At 54.3% G+C, this 16,556-nt stretch carries 18 protein-coding genes and 1 tRNA gene; 7 read left to right on the forward strand and 12 right to left on the reverse strand.

Features of this window, described 5'->3' with window-relative positions:
* The first annotated feature begins 152 nt into the window (after positions 1 to 152).
* Complete coding sequence (locus QZ517_RS09115) at positions 153 to 1,313, forward strand: N-acetylneuraminate epimerase (RefSeq protein ID WP_294225479.1); 1,161 nt, start codon at positions 153 to 155, stop codon at positions 1,311 to 1,313.
* Positions 1,314 to 1,452: 139 nt separating this feature from the next.
* On the forward strand, positions 1,453 to 2,148 hold the full coding sequence (locus tag QZ517_RS09120; protein ID WP_294225482.1) for an FCD domain-containing protein: 696 nt from the start codon (positions 1,453 to 1,455) through the stop codon (positions 2,146 to 2,148).
* A 72-nt stretch (positions 2,149 to 2,220) separates the two neighbouring features.
* Here QZ517_RS09120 and nagA read toward each other — a convergent pair whose 3' ends face one another.
* Genes nagA through QZ517_RS09160 form a run of 8 tightly spaced genes read right to left on the reverse strand, consistent with a single transcriptional unit; the run spans position 2,221 to position 9,366 of the window.
* Positions 2,221 to 3,393, reverse strand: coding sequence for an N-acetylglucosamine-6-phosphate deacetylase (nagA, locus tag QZ517_RS09125; RefSeq protein ID WP_294225485.1), 1,173 nt, complete (start codon positions 3,391 to 3,393; stop codon positions 2,221 to 2,223).
* On the reverse strand, positions 3,386 to 4,174 hold the full coding sequence (gene nagB, locus QZ517_RS09130; RefSeq protein ID WP_294225488.1) for a glucosamine-6-phosphate deaminase: 789 nt from the start codon (positions 4,172 to 4,174) through the stop codon (positions 3,386 to 3,388). Before nagB ends, nagA begins: the two co-directional genes overlap by 8 nt.
* Positions 4,171 to 5,085 (reverse strand): ROK family protein, encoded by a 915-nt coding sequence (locus QZ517_RS09135; protein ID WP_294225492.1) that lies wholly within the window; start codon positions 5,083 to 5,085, stop codon positions 4,171 to 4,173. The genes nagB and QZ517_RS09135 overlap by 4 nt, the downstream gene beginning before the upstream one ends.
* Complete coding sequence (locus tag QZ517_RS09140; protein WP_294225496.1) at positions 5,063 to 5,764, reverse strand: putative N-acetylmannosamine-6-phosphate 2-epimerase; 702 nt, start codon at positions 5,762 to 5,764, stop codon at positions 5,063 to 5,065. Before QZ517_RS09140 ends, QZ517_RS09135 begins: the two co-directional genes overlap by 23 nt.
* Positions 5,765 to 5,767: 3 nt before the next feature.
* The gene (locus tag QZ517_RS09145; protein ID WP_294225499.1) at positions 5,768 to 7,042 is read right to left on the reverse strand and encodes a TRAP transporter large permease; all 1,275 of its coding nucleotides are present in this window, start codon (positions 7,040 to 7,042) and stop codon (positions 5,768 to 5,770) included.
* Between the two features lie 2 nt (positions 7,043 to 7,044).
* Positions 7,045 to 7,527 (reverse strand): TRAP transporter small permease, encoded by a 483-nt coding sequence (locus QZ517_RS09150; RefSeq protein WP_294225502.1) that lies wholly within the window; start codon positions 7,525 to 7,527, stop codon positions 7,045 to 7,047.
* Between the two features lie 58 nt (positions 7,528 to 7,585).
* Complete coding sequence (locus QZ517_RS09155) at positions 7,586 to 8,545, reverse strand: sialic acid TRAP transporter substrate-binding protein SiaP (RefSeq protein WP_294225505.1); 960 nt, start codon at positions 8,543 to 8,545, stop codon at positions 7,586 to 7,588.
* 47 nt (positions 8,546 to 8,592) lie between these two features.
* On the reverse strand, positions 8,593 to 9,366 hold the full coding sequence (locus tag QZ517_RS09160; protein WP_294225507.1) for a FadR/GntR family transcriptional regulator: 774 nt from the start codon (positions 9,364 to 9,366) through the stop codon (positions 8,593 to 8,595).
* 99 nt (positions 9,367 to 9,465) lie between these two features.
* Between QZ517_RS09160 and QZ517_RS09165 the strand changes: the two genes are divergently transcribed.
* Entirely contained in the window at positions 9,466 to 10,479 is a 1,014-nt protein-coding gene (locus tag QZ517_RS09165; protein WP_294225510.1) for a dihydrodipicolinate synthase family protein, read from the forward strand.
* Between the two features lie 230 nt (positions 10,480 to 10,709).
* On the opposite strand, the gene QZ517_RS09170 is transcribed toward QZ517_RS09165, so the two are convergent.
* Positions 10,710 to 10,796 (reverse strand) — tRNA-Leu (locus QZ517_RS09170).
* Positions 10,797 to 11,018: 222 nt separating this feature from the next.
* On the opposite strand from QZ517_RS09170, the gene QZ517_RS09175 reads away from it, so the two are divergent.
* A complete protein-coding gene (locus tag QZ517_RS09175; protein WP_294225513.1) occupies positions 11,019 to 11,999 on the forward strand; it encodes a complex I NDUFA9 subunit family protein in 981 nt (326 codons plus the stop codon).
* 77 nt (positions 12,000 to 12,076) lie between these two features.
* On the opposite strand, the gene QZ517_RS09180 is transcribed toward QZ517_RS09175, so the two are convergent.
* The 3 genes from QZ517_RS09180 to QZ517_RS09190 form a co-directional block, all read right to left on the reverse strand.
* Positions 12,077 to 12,856 (reverse strand): ion transporter, encoded by a 780-nt coding sequence (locus QZ517_RS09180; RefSeq protein WP_294225516.1) that lies wholly within the window; start codon positions 12,854 to 12,856, stop codon positions 12,077 to 12,079.
* Between the two features lie 96 nt (positions 12,857 to 12,952).
* Complete coding sequence (locus QZ517_RS09185) at positions 12,953 to 13,795, reverse strand: sterol desaturase family protein (RefSeq protein ID WP_294225518.1); 843 nt, start codon at positions 13,793 to 13,795, stop codon at positions 12,953 to 12,955.
* Complete coding sequence (locus QZ517_RS09190) at positions 13,792 to 14,340, reverse strand: TetR/AcrR family transcriptional regulator (RefSeq protein WP_294225521.1); 549 nt, start codon at positions 14,338 to 14,340, stop codon at positions 13,792 to 13,794. Before QZ517_RS09190 ends, QZ517_RS09185 begins: the two co-directional genes overlap by 4 nt.
* A 113-nt stretch (positions 14,341 to 14,453) precedes the next feature.
* Here QZ517_RS09190 and QZ517_RS09195 point away from each other — a divergent pair, with 113 nt between their 5' ends.
* The 3 genes from QZ517_RS09195 to QZ517_RS09205 all read left to right on the forward strand — a co-directional run.
* Positions 14,454 to 15,299, forward strand: coding sequence for a bifunctional helix-turn-helix domain-containing protein/methylated-DNA--[protein]-cysteine S-methyltransferase (locus QZ517_RS09195; RefSeq protein ID WP_294225524.1), 846 nt, complete (start codon positions 14,454 to 14,456; stop codon positions 15,297 to 15,299).
* 117 nt (positions 15,300 to 15,416) lie between these two features.
* Complete coding sequence (locus QZ517_RS09200; RefSeq protein ID WP_294225527.1) at positions 15,417 to 16,067, forward strand: OmpA family protein; 651 nt, start codon at positions 15,417 to 15,419, stop codon at positions 16,065 to 16,067.
* 97 nt (positions 16,068 to 16,164) lie between these two features.
* Positions 16,165 to 16,556 (forward strand): NAD(P)H-dependent oxidoreductase (locus QZ517_RS09205; protein WP_294225530.1); only part of this gene is annotated, 392 nt, incomplete at its 3' end.

The following is a 16,556-nucleotide window of genomic DNA, read 5'->3' on the forward strand; positions in this document are numbered from 1 at the left end:
TTACGAACGATTTCAAGCCAAACTCACAAAACACCTAGTCCCCAAAATTTTTGTGGCTTCCTCATTAACTCGCGCCTAGTGTGCATATGCGCATATGTACTTATGAGCATAATAGTGAGTCTCACTCATAAAACAATAAGTGGAGGATAAAAATGAAATTTGGAAAGACGTGTTGTGCCTTGTTCAGCGCAGTTTCTGTCATGGCTATGGCAACCACCATTCAGGCCAATGAAGCTTGGCCGGATTTGCCTGTCGGGTTCAAAAATGGCGTATTTGCCCAAGACGGCAACACCGCCTTTATTGGGCTAGGATCCACCGGAAACGCTCTTTATTCGATGGATCTGGGGTCCGATGTCCGCACTTGGAAAGCAATGAGTTCTTTCCCTGGGCCATCTACCAATGGCGCCGCGTTTGCTCTGGCCGGTGACAAACTTTTTGTGTTCTCAGGCTCAGGCAAGGCGAACCCAGACGACGCTTCGCCAGTCATTTTTACCGATGTTTATGCATATGACACTTTGGCTGACACCTGGGCCAAGATCGAAACGGCCACGCCGGTAGGTCTGCTAGGAGCGTCGGCCCATGCAATTGACGAAGACCGTATCGCGATCTTTGGCGGCTACAACAAAGAACTGTTTGATGGCTACCTCCATGATGTCCTGACCACCGACAAGGAAAAAGAGCCTGAAAAGTGGCAAAAGATCGTAGATGATTACATGGGTATGCCACCCGAAGACTATCTCTGGAACACACAGGTACTGCTGTACACGGTGTCCACAAACTCTTGGTCTGATCTCGGTGAAAACCCCTACTTGCCCAACACGGGCTCGGCCGTAGTTGAAAATGACAAAGGTATTTTGCTTATCAACGGTGAGATCAAACCGGGGCTGCGCACTCCAAAAATCAAGCAAGTTGCCTTTGAGGAAAACGGTGCAACGTGGACAGAGATGCCGCAACTTCCGGCACGGATTGGCGCCTCGTTGCAGGAAGGTCTTGCAAGCCCATTTGCTGGGTATTCAGACGACGTACTGATTGTGGCTGGCGGCGCAAACTTCCACGGTGCCCGCGCGCGCGGGTTTGCTGAACAATGGTTTACGCACGCCGGTTATCCAAAAGCTTTCAACGCCGATATCTATGTGATGAAAGAAGGCTGGGCCAAACAGGTCAATGATCTGCCTGTGGGCCTAGCTTACGGCGCAACATTCACCACGCCGGACGGCATCTTGGCCGTTGGCGGAGAAGATGGCGAACGTTCCGCACGGACAGAGGCGTTTCAATTGAGCTGGGACGGTGAACAAGTGGTTGTCACCAATTGACACCCACGCTGTCGGCGGTTCGCAATGAGTCAACTGCCGACGGCCCCCAACAATGTTTATCTTGCAGCGCTCGCTTTCAGCCTAATTGACTGTTAGACAATCCAAAACTTACCCAAATTCGCTAATCCTGGTCAGCTTAATGAACCAAACACCCAATTCCCAAGTACTTGCCGCCAAGCGACGTGTTTCGGATACAGTCGCCGACGTGATACTGAGCCGCATTATGAGTGGTGAGTACCACGAAGGAGAGTTTTTACCCTCCGAAAAAGAAATGATGGCAGAGTTCGATGTTGGACGGGTTAGTGTTCGGGAAGCCATTGCATCCCTGAGATGGCGTGGTTTTTTGATTGTAAAACAAGGCGAGCGCCCTCGCACATCGATGCCCGACCCTCAGGTTGTTATCCAACAGATTTCACATGTTGCGCATTCCATTCTGGGGTCACCCAAGGGTGTCGAACAATTCAATCAAGCTCGGCTTATTTTTGAGCAAGGGGTGGTACAGTTTGTTGTCATCCATGCCAGCGACTCCGAAATTGAACTTATCAGCGATGTGCATGCGGAAAACGCTGCTCTGTTGGGGCAACCCAATACATTTGTCGCAGGCGATGTCGCATTTCATCGTGCGCTCGTAAATGTCACCAAGAATCCAATCCTGATCTCATCGCACACCGCCTTGGTTGAGTGGCTCATTCTTGATCGGGTACAAAAATCAAAAAAGAACCCAGTGGAAAGTCACAAGGAACACGAAGCCATCGTCGCGGCAATTCAAGCGCGCGACATTCGTGGCGCCCTACAGGCGGTCTCAGACCACCTGCAAAAAACGGTTTCTTCCTGATAATAAGCGACCCAAACCGGACGACATTGCGAACATTGAAGCGGCCCTCCAGATACAGGTGGTCATCGCGGTTTAGGCCGTCTGCTCCAGACACTGATACACGCCGTCGCGCACCACACCCACACTGTTCAAGTCCCCATCAAGCATCGTTATGGACGCATTAAACCCCGCCGCAATTTGACCGTAGGTGTGGTGCACTCCAACCGCGCGCGCGGGATTGGTGCTGGCAAACACCGCAGCATCACCCAACGTGGCCTCGGTCATTTGCGTGATATTCCGCACGGCTTCATTCATGGTCAGATGCGCACCTCCAATTGTGCCATCCTCGCCATTCAATCGGCCATTTTCCAGCACGATGCGCTTTCCGTACAACATCATTTCCTTGGAGTTTCCGTTCATCGTTTGCATCGCATCTGTGACCAAACAGAGCTGTTCCGGAATGGACCGAACCGCAAGATTGAGATTGCGGGGATGCACATGATACCCGTCTGCAATGAGGCCGGCAAAAAAGTCCCCACTGCCAAGGACCGCCCCCACCACGCCCGGATCTCGAGCGATCGACTGCCGCATGGCGTTGAAAAGATGTGTCACCCCCACAACCCCTGAACGCGATGCCAAATCCATGTCCTCTGCACTTGCTTCAGTGTGGCCAGCAAACAGCTTGATGCCACTGTCACTGAGTTGCCTTAACAATTGAGGATCCTGCTCCTCTGGAGCAAGCGTGAGAAGAATGGTGATCGACTTGGCAGCCTCACAGAGCACGTCAGCATCTGTTTTGGTTAGCGGGCGAATGAAGTCGGAGCGGTGAATGCCAGGCCTCGCGGGAGAAATAAAAGGGCCTTCCAAATGAATGCCAGCCACGCCGGGCACCCCAGACGCGACGGCCTGCGTCACAACCTCAAGCGCTTCGACAAAGCCGCTATCTGGCGCGGTGGTAAACGTCGGAAAAATATGTGTCGCGCCGCCGTGCGCAGAAGCCGCTACCAACGTTTCAAGCCCAGCCACGGAGACGTCAAAGTTAAACTGTACGTCGCCAGCACCGTTAATTTGCAAGTCAATGAACCCTGGCATGGCCACAGGCACACAAATTGCATCCCTGGGTACATCATTGGGCGAAACACCCTCATGCACTGCGGTAATTTGTTTCTCAGAAATGCAGATAAGTGAGTTTGGTTTTGAGTTTGGAGAGGTGCCGTCATACAGCGCGTCGGCAAACACAAACGAACACAGCTTGGGATCAACCATTGTTAAGCGGACTTTCCTGACCATCTGGATGCACAAGGTGATAATAATTACGAAGCTCGAGATCCCGTGCGGCATCCTCATCCAGCATCACAGTAACTTTTTTATGCATCTGCAATGCGCTGGCGGGACAGGCCGCAGACACAGGGCCTTCAATCATAGATCGAACAGCCACTGCTTTGCTGGCCCCTGTACCCACAATCAAACATTCGGCGGATTTCAGGATTGTTCCGATCCCAACAGTAAGCGCGTATTTGGGCACCTCGTCGATCGTCTCAAAAAATCGGCGATTTGCGCTTCGCGTGCTTTCCGTCAACGTCTTGAGGCGGGTTTCCGACGCGAGACTGGATGTCGGTTCATTAAAACCAATGTGGCCGTTTTCACCAATCCCCAACAACTGAAGATCTATCCCGCCAGACGCCAGAATTTGCGCTTCAAATTGCGCTGCGGCTTGCCCCGGGTCCGTGCCTTGGGACATCGGAACATATGTACGCGCCGGATTGATATCTATTTGAGAGAAAAGATGATGGTTCATGTAGGTGCGATACGAGGCAGGGTTATCCTCAGAAATCCCCCAATACTCATCAAGATTGAACGTCGTGATCTCAGACCATTTGGTGCTGGATTTCCGCGTTATGGAAACCAACTTGGCGTAGACGTCTTCCATCGTGCCGCCGGTCGCCAATCCCAAAACCGACTTTGGCCGCTGTTGTACTTGTTTCAACAGGCGACGCGCGGCATGCGTTTTGGCCTCTTCGGCGGTTTTGTAGATCAATACTTTCACTGTGACCCGCCCTTCGTGATGGCGGCAGACAACGCGCCATACATGGCACTATGCTTGCCCAGCCCGGCCGGAACAATTTGCGGCTGAAATTGCATCGGCTCCCTTGCTAGGTGCCGTTTGACGCCACTCAAGAAGCCGTCTGCCAATCCGACACCACCACCGAGAACAACGCGCTCAACTCCCAGAACAGCAACAAGGTTGGCGCAGAGTTCAGCGATGGAAGAGCACGCGTCATCAAACAGTGTTTGCGCCCAATGTTCTCCTGCCGCCGCCGCAGCAAAAACTTGATGACACGTAAGAGCGCCATGCCCCAACTGACCGGCCATGGCTTCGATTGCACGCCCTGAGGCCATGCTTTCATAAGTGCCAATTCGTCCACAGCCGCACTGACGCTCGCCATTTCGGCTAACCATCGCACCGACGTGTCCCAGCATGCCATTGGGAGAATGCAGCGACGCGCCATTCAACACAAAGCCAGCCGATATCCCGGTTGAAACAGTCAAGTAAGCCAAAGAGGACACATCTTGACCAGCGCCATAGCGGTGCTCACCAATCGCAGCCGCCTGAGTGTCGTTCAAAGCAACCACTCCGGCCCCAAGTACATTGGCCAAACTTTTTGCAAGCGGCAACTTGTCGAGGTCTTTCAAGATGGAATGGTTGACAGATGACCACAGCCCTTGGTCGTCCAACTTACCGGCCACAGCAACGCCGATGGGCGCCCCCTGCGTGTATCCGATCTCTTTGGAAATCTGTTCCAACTCCCGCACCAAAGTGGCCGGGCCATCCGCACTCTTTGTTTTGCGCACCAGCGCGTTCTGAACTTTCCCACGCGCAAATGAGACGGCGGCCAATTTGGTACCACCCAAGTCAACTGCAAAGCCGTTCAATTCAGTCACTGTGTGTGTCACCATTTTCGTCGTCCCGCATTCGCAATGCCTCGTGGAATTTCGTAGTGTTGACCTCCAACCGTGTGAGGACCGTACCGACAGTCACGCAATCCGCACCTGCCTCTAAAGCCATGCGCGCCATCTGCGGCGTGTCATAGCGCCCTTCCGCCATTACAAAACGGTTTAACTGACGCAGAATCGAAACGAGCTTTAGATCTGGCCCACGGCTGTCGGTATCTGTTTCTGCGGTGTAGCCGGACAACGTTGATCCAAGGATTTGCGCACCGCCTTCGGAAGCTTCCGTGGCATCCGCAAATGTCGCGCAATCGGCCATGGCCAGACAATTATGAGTTAGGATGGTGCGCAAGATCTCAGCAGCAGGTGTTGGCCTGACGCGCTCGGTGGCATCATAGGCAATCACATTTGCGCCCGCCTTCGCCAGTGCAATAACGTCCTGTACCCAAGGGGTTATGCGCACCGGGCTGTCATTAAAATCACGTTTGACGATACCGATGATCGGATGATCCAACCCCGCTCTAACCGCGGCCACATTGTCCGCGCCTTCGACCCTTACCCCGACGGCGCCACCGGCTACGGCAGCCTGCGCCATAGCCAGAATGATATCCGGGCGATCCATGGGACCGTTTTCAACAGGTTGGCAAGACACCACCAACCCGCCTTGAAGTTGCTTCAGTACGTTCATTGTTTATCTCATCAAACTTGGCAGGCCCGTGGCCAGAATTGGAAAAGTGCAAACCAGTACCAGAACAATGATAGGGGGCAGCAACCAAGGCAGGATGGCCTTAGCCAGCCGTTGATATGGGATGTCACCAACCTGAGCGACAACAAACAGGGCCATGCCCATCGGCGGCGTTAAGATCGAGATCATAAGGTTCAGAACAACGATGATGCCGAAATGCACAGGGTCCACGCCAAACCCAAGCGCCACAGGCACCAAAATCGGAACAACAACCAACAAAATCACCAGCGATTCAATAAAAGCACCCAACACAAAGATCATGAGATTCACAGCGATGAGGAACGTCAGTTTATCATCAGCAATCGCCAAAAATAGGTTGGCAATCTGCTGAGGAGCCTGCTCACGTGCCAGAACCCATCCCAGCAATCCAACCCCTGCGATGATGGTTGCGATGGCGGATGACGTGACCACCGTGTCGTAGATCGCATCCCAAAGTCGGCGAAACGTGAGTTCCCGGTAAAACAGCAAATCAATCAAGATCGCATACAGAACGGTAATTGCCGCCGCCTCGGTGGGGGAGAAGTAACCGGAGAAGATCCCGCCGACAATCACAACGGGTGTCAGCAAAGCAGGGAGTGACTTAACAAACATTCCAGCAATTTCGCCGGCGGGCTTCAGTGTGTCGGTCGGATACGCCCGTTTTCTTGCAACGAAGTAGACCATGCACATCAATGCGCCTGCGCACATAACGCCTGGCACAATGCCACCCAAGAAGAGCTGACCAATCGACGTGTTCGAAATTACGCCATACAGCACCATCGTGATCGATGGCGGCACCAACGGTCCAATCATGGACGAAGCTGCTGTAATGGACCCCGAAAACTCGTCGTCATAGCCAGCTTCGCGCATCGCTTCGATTTCCATTTTTCCGAGGCCACCGGCATCCGCAATCGCAGAGCCTGACATGCCAGAGAAAAACAGAGAAGCCAGCACATTAACATGGCCGAGACCACCTGTGACATGCCCCACCAGCGCGCGGGCGAAACCAAACAGATGATGCGTGATTCCGGCAGAATTCAAAATGGCAGCAGCCAAGATGAAAAGCGGAACCGCTAGCATTGGAAAACTGTTGAGGCCATCAACCATACGCTGCGTGGCAAACGTAAGTCCAAGCCCGGAATAGTAGAAATAGCCCATCGACACAAAAATCATGCCAATACCGATTGGGATGTTCAGAAGGACCAGCAGGAGCCAGCCGACCACAACGCACAAAAGGACCATGCTCAGGACTCCGCTTTTTCGAGATCGGTGGATGTGAATGAGGTGCAGTTGGACAGCAATCGCCGGAAAATGCGGTGCACGATTAGCACTAGCGCAACAAAAGCGGATGCATAAAGAACCGCGTCTGTTGTGGGCAAAGTGACCGTTTCGTTATTCCAGGTTCGAAGGATTGTTTTATACCCAATCCAAACCAAGTGGCTCGCCAGGGCGATGTAGACGCAATCGATCAGGATCGCCCAAATTTTCTGAACTTTTGGGGGCAGCGCTTCCATGAGAAAGCCCATACGCAAATGCGCTTCATCTCGCTCCACAGTCCCAATACCGATGAGGGCCATCCAAACCCAGAGCCACCGCGCCAATTCTTCCGTCCAGATCGGGCCGACAACCAAATCGGTGCGCCCAACAATCTGTAAAACCATAACAAAAAACAGAACGATGAATAAAACGGACGACACTGAGGCCTCAAAACCGTATTTTCTCTTCATCCTTGATGCCCTTCCGTAGAATTTTGGGGGACCAGTGTGCCCCCCAAAATAGGTGGTGTTATTCGCCGCGAACTTTTGCGATGGCGCCGGCGCCGAACTCGGCTTCCAGCTCGCTGTAATACGGCTTCATCGCATCACGGAACGCAGCGGTGTCAGGTTCGGTGATCGACAGGCCCCGCTCTTTGAAAGTGTCAACCAGCTTGGCTTCCGCATCAAAGGTCAGACCGTCAGACACGTCCCCACCTTTGGCTACCGCAGCTTGCACCCAACCTTTTTCTTCATCGGAAAGGCTGCCCCAGGTGGAGGTGCCAATCTGGATCGCGCCGGACGCAATAAAGTGGTTGGTCATCGCGATGTGGCTCTGCACCTCATAGAATTTCATCGCTTCGATGGTCGGCAGCGGGTTCTCTTCAGCGTCAACCTGGTTGGTTTGCAGCGCCAGATAAACCTCGGCAAATGCCACGGGCGCCGGTGTGGCACCGGTGTTCTCTGCATAGGCAATCAAGAACGGCACATTTGGCGTCCGCAGGCGCAGGCCGGCCATATCTTCGAGCGAGTTGATCGCCCGGTTAGATGTCGTCTGGCGGGTGCCGTAATACCAAACGTCCAGAAGATGAATTTTCTGTTCATTCATCTTGACTGCCATTTCCTGGCCCCACGGACCGGCCACGATTTTCTGCAGGTGATCAAAGCTGTCTACAACGTACGGCGCACCAACCAGCTTCAATTCGGGAATGATGTAGGACATGTCAGGGTAACCGGTCATCACCATGTCAAGTTCGCCGGCCTGAACCTGCGCCACCATCGCTTTGAAGTCTCCGAGAGAGGAAGACGGGAACAGTTCCACGGTCATCTCACCACCAGAAGCTTTCTCCAGTTCCTCCTTGAAGGCAAGCGCGCCCTGATAGACGTTGGAGACTTCATTATCTTGCATCCCAAATGTCAGGGCCTTTTCTGCAAAGGCAGCACCCGACATCATCAGAGAGACAACAGTCCCGGTGATAAGTTTGTTCAGCATCTCTTTTCCTCCATGCTGTTAATTTGCGGCACTTCGTCCGCTTTGTGTCAGGTATCCCCGACAGGTTTAGTCTCGTCGACCAGCGATTTGGGCGCTGCCAATCGAGAACGGTAAGAACGCTCCAGGTGACTATCCATTTGCTTGGTTGCTGAGACCACGTCGCCGCACAAAACGGCCTCGTAGATCGCGCGGTGCTCCTCGTAAACTGAGGCGTCCTGTTGGCGTAAACTGGACGGATCTTGCTGACGTAAACTCAACGAATTAGGACGGTGAGCCAACATCTTGCTCACAAACATATCATGCAGCTTCAGAATAATCGGGTTGCCAACAACAGCCACAATGGAGCGGTGAAACGCGATATCGGATTCCGGAAAATCTTTCGTTCCAACAGCCTGACGATTGTCTTCGAGCGCCGCCTGCATTTTGGCAACTTGAATGTTCGAGGCATTTTCCGCCGCGACACGGACCGCGCCAGCTTCGATGAACTGACGCATCTGCTCCAAATGCGCAGCGCTTTCGGCATTGCCGAGAATTTCTCGAATATGATCACCCGCCAAGGTAAACACGTCCTCTAAAGACGGGGTGGTGACACGCGGACGCTTCCCGGTGCCGGTGGAAACAAATCCTCGCAAATGCAGATTTGAGAGCGCCTCACGAACGGTCGGACGCGATGTCGAAAACTGATTGCACAATTCGCGCTCCGTCGGGACCGCATCGCCCACAGCCAGGCTTCCGTCTTTGATTTGAGCGATAATCGTCTCCGCAATGAGATCCGCAACTCGCTTAGGGCTATCGCTCTGAATGTCCTTTTCGGGCTGCATGTCCATCCTCCTAAGCTTGGTGATTTCTGCTTTTGCCGCGGCCAAAGGCACCACGACTTACCACCTGAGTTATCAAATTCTCAGTTTTGGTAATTCCAAATGGTCATTTTGTCAAACCATACTTTACCAAAGCGCAAGTTTCAGCTATCAAAACTGTCAAAATGGTATCGAAACCGTGATCGGTACCGCCAGAAACACATCAAGCATGAGGAAATGATGGATAGTTCACTTACCGGGATGTACGCCGCACTATTGACGGGCTTTGCCGACAGCGGCGCTTTCGACGCGGACAGACAAACGGCGATCACCAAATACGTGCTGCGACAAGGACTGAAGGGGATCTACATTGGCGGCAGCAGCGGAGAATCCGGCCTCATGTCCACAGATGAACTGCTTGAACAGCAGTCTGTGATAGCAAAGCTCACACAGGACAAAAAAACATGTGTGATCGCACACGTGGGCCTGCCCAATATTCGCGACTCGATTTCGCTGGCCAAATCGGCCGAGGCGCACCAGTTTGATGCTCTGTCAGCACTGCCACCCCACTCTTACCCGTTCTCAGATGAAGAAATTTACCACTATTATTCTGAGCTGGCCGCTGCCACGTCATTGCCGCTGATTGTTTACGAAGTTCCGATACGGACATCGCGACCTCTTCCTCTTGAACTGCTTCAGAGGATCCTGGACTTGCCCAACGTTGCGGGCATCAAATTCACATCCACGGACCTCTTCAAGCTGTCCATGCTGCGCAAAAGTCGTCCTAACAAGCTGTACTTCTTTGGCTTTGATGAGATCTTTGCCGCAGCGGCGACTTTGGGCTGCGATGGCGGAATCGGCACAACGTATAACTTGCTGGGAAGGCTCTACGTAGACTTGTACAACAGCGTTCAGGAGTCCGATTTGCAAAAAACGCAGGAACTCCAAGGCATCTCACAAGACTTAGTTGAAGCGCTTTTGCCAACTGGTGTAATTCCGGGGATGAAAGCAGCCCTAAGATCTATTGGAGTTGACGCCGGATACGCGCGTGGCCCCTTGATTGAACAAGACAAAGCCGCGGAGCAGAGAATTGGCAAATTCCTGGAAAGCTCTCCAGCTCGAGACTGGCTAGCCTAAAAGCCCAGTCACCGCTCTACTGACTTCCGCAGCAGGGCCGATCAAGGCGTTGCGTGAGAGCATATTTGGGTGTTTCGCCAGGCGATCAGAATTGCATTTGGCGGGACACTCAAAAGCCTACAATGAACCCTATTTAACTTTATCCAGTCAGCGGCAGAAATGACTTGCAGCGCGAAAGCTCCTAGCAGTGGCCAGAAGTTAAAGCGATACCAATGATGTAGCTGAAGTAATGGTGCCCAGAAGAGGACTCGAACCTCCACGTCCATACGGACACTAGCACCTGAAGCTAGCGCGTCTACCAATTCCGCCATCTGGGCACGGGTTGGTGAGACAGGCGTTTAAGCCTAGCTGCAGGGGGTGTCAACGCGATTCTCCGACTTTTCCCCTTTTTGTCTCCACGCCAATATTCCCACCCTCGAGACACCCGCAAATTTGGCAAAAGTTGCAGGGGTTTCTTGTCGCGCCCCTGCCATTGTAGCTTGTTCTGAAACGCTGTCGGGGCTATCCCATCAGGAAATGGTCTACCTTGGAGGCAACCCATGTCCAAACTTGTCACCATCTTTGGCGGCTCCGGCTTTGTCGGGCGTCACATTGCCCGCCGCATGGCAAAAGAAGGCTGGCTCGTACGAGTCGCGGTGCGCCGCCCCAACGAAGCCATGTTTGTGAAGCCTTACGGATCTGTCGGCCAAGTCGAACCGGTGTTCTGCAATATTCGCGATGACGCCTCAGTACGGGCAGTGATGCAAGGCTCTGACGCGGTGGTGAATTGTGTGGGCCTCCTGTCTGATCGCGGCAAAAACACTTTTGACGCTGTGCAGCACGAAGGTGCCGAACGCATCGCCCGCATCGCCGCAGCTGAAAACGTCAACACGATGGTGCACATCTCTGCCATCGGCGCCGACAAAGACAGTAACAGCGACTATGCCCGCTCCAAGGCATTGGGTGAAGATGGCGTGCTGCAACACATGCCCAACGCCATGATCCTGCGCCCGTCGGTGATTTTTGGTCAGGACGATCAGTTCTTCAACCGCTTCGCCTCCATGTCGCGGCTGGGTCCGGTTCTGCCCCTGGTCGGTGGCGAGACCAAATTTCAGCCGGTCTATGTTGATGACGTGGCTCAGGCAGCGGTAAAAGGCGTCAAAGGCGAGGCCTCCGGCACCTTTGAGCTGGGAGGCCCGGAAGTTGACACTCTACGCGGCTGGGTCACCGAAATGCTCGACGTCATCCATCGCAACAAACTGATCGCCAACCTGCCGTTCTTTGTGGGCAGCCTGATGGCTTTTGGCTTTGGCCTACTACAAACCGTGACCTTTGGCCTGATCCACAATTCGGTGATCACCAAAGACCAGTTGAAGCTGCTGAAAAAAGACAATGTGGTCAGCGATGACGCACAGGGTTTTGACGCGCTGGGCATCAAGCCGCTGGCACCGGAAGCCATCATGGCTGATTACCTGTGGCGCTTCCGCCCGTCTGGCCAATATGACGCCATCAAAGACTCGGCGCGTAACCTGAAAATCTGAGCCCATCACTCAATGAAAAGGCCCTGCCTGTTCTTCAGGCGGGGCCTTTTTGTTTGTGAAAGTTGTAATCATGCAGACTATGGTTGGTCGCGCTCTTTCAACATTCTCTCGATGTCAGTCAACCGCGCCAGAACTGCGTCGCGGTATGTGCCGGTCTCGGCCTCAGCTTCCACATGGTGCGCGTCTTGCATCGAGTTCACAACCAATCCGACAACAAGGTTGAGCACCACAAAAGTGGTCAATAGGATGAACGGCACAAAGAACATCCAGGCGTAGGCGTAAACTTCCATCACCGGACGTACGATACCCATGGACCAGCTTTCCAGCGTCATAATCTGAAACAGCGAGTAGCCGGATTTTCCAAGCGTGCCAAACCAAGCCGGGAAGGCCGCGCCAAACAGTTTGGTCGCCATCACCGCGCCGATATAAAAGATGAGCGCCATCAGCAAGAACACGGAGCCCATGCCCGGCAAGGCATTCAGCAACCCTTCGATCACGCGACGCAGGGACGGCGCCACCGACACCACCCGCAACAATCGCAAAATGCGCAGCGCCCGCAGTACAGCCAGCCCCTGCGCGGCAGGCACCAGAGCCACACCAACAATGATGAAATCAAACAGGTTCCAGCCATCTCGGAAAAACTTGCCGCGCTGCACATAAAGCTTGGCGGCAATCTCCCCGACAAAAATTGCCAAACACAGGCCGTCCAGGGCAATCAGCACAGGGCCAAACGCCTCCATCAGCGGTTTGGACGTCTCCATGCCAAGGATGACGGCGTTGAACAGGATCACGCCCAAAATGGCGTTGCGAAAGGCAGGGCGGTCAATAAACGCCCCGATTTTGTCGCGTAGGCTCATGTAAAAAATCTCAAAGTTGCGCGTTTGTGACTGGGTTGAGGGATACATAGGTGACGGGGGCAGGTCTTCGCAACCCGCCCCCACAAATCATTGCGCTTATGGTTTCCAACCCGGCGGTCCAAACAGCCGCCCCCACAACTCTCGTCCAGTCTTGGCGCGCTTGATGTCACGCCACAGTCCTGGCAACTCAGAGAACCACACTTTGACCGGATTCTGGCTGTCAAAATCGGTGGTCAGCCCATATCGCGGCCGCTCTTTTTCCACCTGAAAGCTGCCAAACAACCGGTCCCAGATGATCAGGATGCCACCGTAGTTTTTGTCCAGATACTTGTTGTCACAGCCATGATGCACGCGGTGGTGGCTTGGCGTGTTCAACACTTTCTCCAATGGTCCAAGCTTGCCAATCAACTCGGTGTGCAACCAGGTCTGATACGCCTGCACAAGGATCACCGATCCCAGCACCACATCCGGACTGAACCCAACCAAAATCATGGGAATGTGGACAATAAACGACCACAGACTTTCCAGCGGTCCAAAGCGCACCGCCGTCACAATGTTGTAATCCCGGCTGGAGTGATGCACCGCGTGTTGCGTCCACAGGATCCGCACCCGATGCGCAATCCGATGCTCCCAATAATACGTCAGATCAGCAATCAGCACAGCCAACACAATCCACGGCAACGTGGTTGGCAGATGCCAGCTCACCACGGTTGCACTAAAGACATAGAGCCCGAAATAAAGTGCCGTCATCATAGTGGCTTCAAGCAGCAAGTAAGGCACTTGCGTTGAGGCACTGGCCAACATTTCCAACCAGGTTTTGCCTTTCAAAGCCCCTTTAAACCAAGCTTCAGCAATCTCAATCACCAGGATGGCCAACCCAATCAGGAAGAACACCTCATCCACTTGTGTCGCCAATTCAATAAACTGCTCCGGTATCATTTTGCTCCTCCTGTCAAACCAGATTGCAACGTGCGCCAGGCCAGCACAGCCGCCTCCTCTGGTGTCGCGTCCCCATCCCGCACCACAGTCCAGGCCGCGTAGGTCAGGGTTTCAATTGCTTGAACGATCCAAGCTGTTGGCACATCCGCATCAAACCCACCTTCCTCTTTGGCGGCCTCAACAGCTTCGGCGGTTTCGTCCAGCTGTTGCGTGTAAGCTTCCAGCACCTCTGGCACATGATCTAAGGGTTCATTGGCGAGGAACATTTGCCGGTCCGCCAGCGGAATGATCACCTCCAAGCTCAGGCGCAGGGCCTCTGTGTAACTCGGCGCGTCTTTGGTGGCGGCCTCGATGGCGTCATCCAATTCTTGCATCGCGACCATCGCAAGCGCAGCCATAAGGTCCTCGCGCCCGGCATAGTGACGATGCAATGTCGCACGCCCCACACCTGCCTCTTTGGCGACATCCGCCAGTGTGGCTGTGGGATTTGCGGAGAAGACGGTGAATCCCGCCTCAATAATTTTGGCTTCTGATTTTTTCAACATGAGACATAGATGTCTCATTTTTTCACGAAGTCAAGAGGTGCCCTTTGCGCAATTTTCGGGTCGCCGCGCCAAACCCGACAAACTAGGTTACTCTCTAGACAGGAGATGACCCCATGAATGACATGACCGAAGGCTATCACTACAACGTCATGCGTCGCGCGATTGAGCTGATCGATCAAGGTGGCGAGACCATGTCGCTTGAGGACCTGTCCAAAGCCATGGGCATGAGTCCCGCGCACTTCCAGCGGCTCTTCACCCGCTGGGCCGGCGTCTCGCCCAAGAGATTCCAACAATACCTCACGCTGGGCCACGCCAAAGTGCTGCTACATGACCACTTCACGACATTGGACACCGCCAATTCGGTTGGGCTTTCTGGTTCTGGCCGCCTACACGACTTGTTTCTGCGTTGGGAAGCCATGAGCCCGGGCGACTACGCCAAACGTGGCGACGGCTTGACCATCTACTGGGGATGGTTTGACAGCCCCTTTGGCCTGTCGCTGGTCGCTGGCACAGAAAAAGGCATCTGCGGTATCGGCTTTGCCGCCGAAACGGGAACTGAGGCCACGATGGAAGACCTCTTTTCCCGCTGGCCCAACGCTAACCTGGTAGAAGACCCGATGTTCCTGCGCCCTTGGGTGCTTGCCGCCTACCAGGCGGAACAAGCCGACCATGACAAAGTGCCGGTCTACATGATTGGCTCTGCCTTGCAGATCAAAGTCTGGGAAGCCCTGATGCGCATCCCTTCAGGCGAAGTCACAACCTATGCCGAAATCGCACGCAGTATTGGCAATCCGCGCGCCGTGCGGGCTGTGGGCACAGCTGTGGGACGCAATCCTGTCAGTTGGCTGATCCCGTGCCACCGCGCCATGCGCAAATCCGGCGGATTGGGTGGTTACCATTGGGGCCTGCCTGTCAAACGCGCTCTGCTCGCTTATGAGTCCGCCCGAGCTGAGGCCTAAACTGACCTTCGGCATCAATTTGCCGATCCATAGCGGCTCTTTGCTTGGGGCATGCGGAAAAACCCAGTATACAGGCCTCAAAAGCCGACCAACGGCTGCAAATACTTGAGGCACGAGATGAAGACACTTCCAATTTCCCTAAGCGCCGTGGCTTTGTTGGGCCTGACCGCCTGCACCGATCCGGCTTATGTGTCCGGTTCCGCGGATGACCGCGATCAATATCGCAAAACCAAAAACGGCGCGATTATTGGCGCGCTGGCGGGGGCTGGCATCGCCGCTGTCACCGATGGCGATGCTCTAATGGGCGCCGCGCTTGGCGCAGGCGCAGGTGCCATCATCGGCAACGTCTTGGACAAGCAAGAAGCCGAACTGCGCGCGCAACTGGATGATGAAGTCCACATTGAAAACACCGGTGACCGCCTGATCCTGACATTGCCACAGGACATCCTATTTGATGTGGACAGCTATAGCGTGAATGCAGGCCTGCGCGACGACCTGGCCAAGGTTGCGACCAGCCTGGACAAGTACCCAGACAGCACCGTGCAAATCCTGGGCCACACCGACAACACCGGATCCGCAAGCCACAACCAAAGCCTGTCTGAACGCCGCGCCAATGCGGTCGCCGACGTGCTGCTCACCAACGGTGTGCCGGTCAGCCGGATCGACACCATTGGTCGCGGCGAAGACCAGCCCATTGCCTCCAACCTCGACGAAGAAGGCCGCCGCCAAAACCGTCGTGTGGAAATTGTGATCCTGCCAACGGCATAAGCCCGCGCATCAACGCACAACCATTGTTTGAAAGGCGTCGCTTGATTGCGGCGCCTTTTTCCTTACGTAATGGGCACGCGAACAAGGAGATTGGTCTATGCCTCACAAACTGCTCGGAATTTCCGGCGCCCTGCGCGCCGACTCCACCAACAGCAAGCTGCTGCGCGAAGCGGCCCGGCTTTACTGCGCGGACAGCTACGTTGAGGCCAATCTGAACATTCCGCTCTATGATGGCGACCTGGAAAGCAACAACGGCATCCCTGCGGAAGTCGCGCTCCTCGTGCAGCAAATTGCAGAAGCCGATGCCGTTCTGATTTCTACTCCCGAGTACAACGGCGCGGTCACAGGTGTGTTAAAAAACGCATTGGATTGGATCAGCCGCCATTCTGAAAAGCCGATGGTTGGCAAACCCACCGCTCTCATGAGCGCCGCCGCCGGTCGCGCGGGTGGTGTGCGGGCGCAAACCATGTTGCGCAGCTGCCTCGTGGC

Source organism: uncultured Shimia sp. (assembly GCF_913054185.1).
GTDB lineage: Bacteria > Pseudomonadota > Alphaproteobacteria > Rhodobacterales > Rhodobacteraceae > Shimia.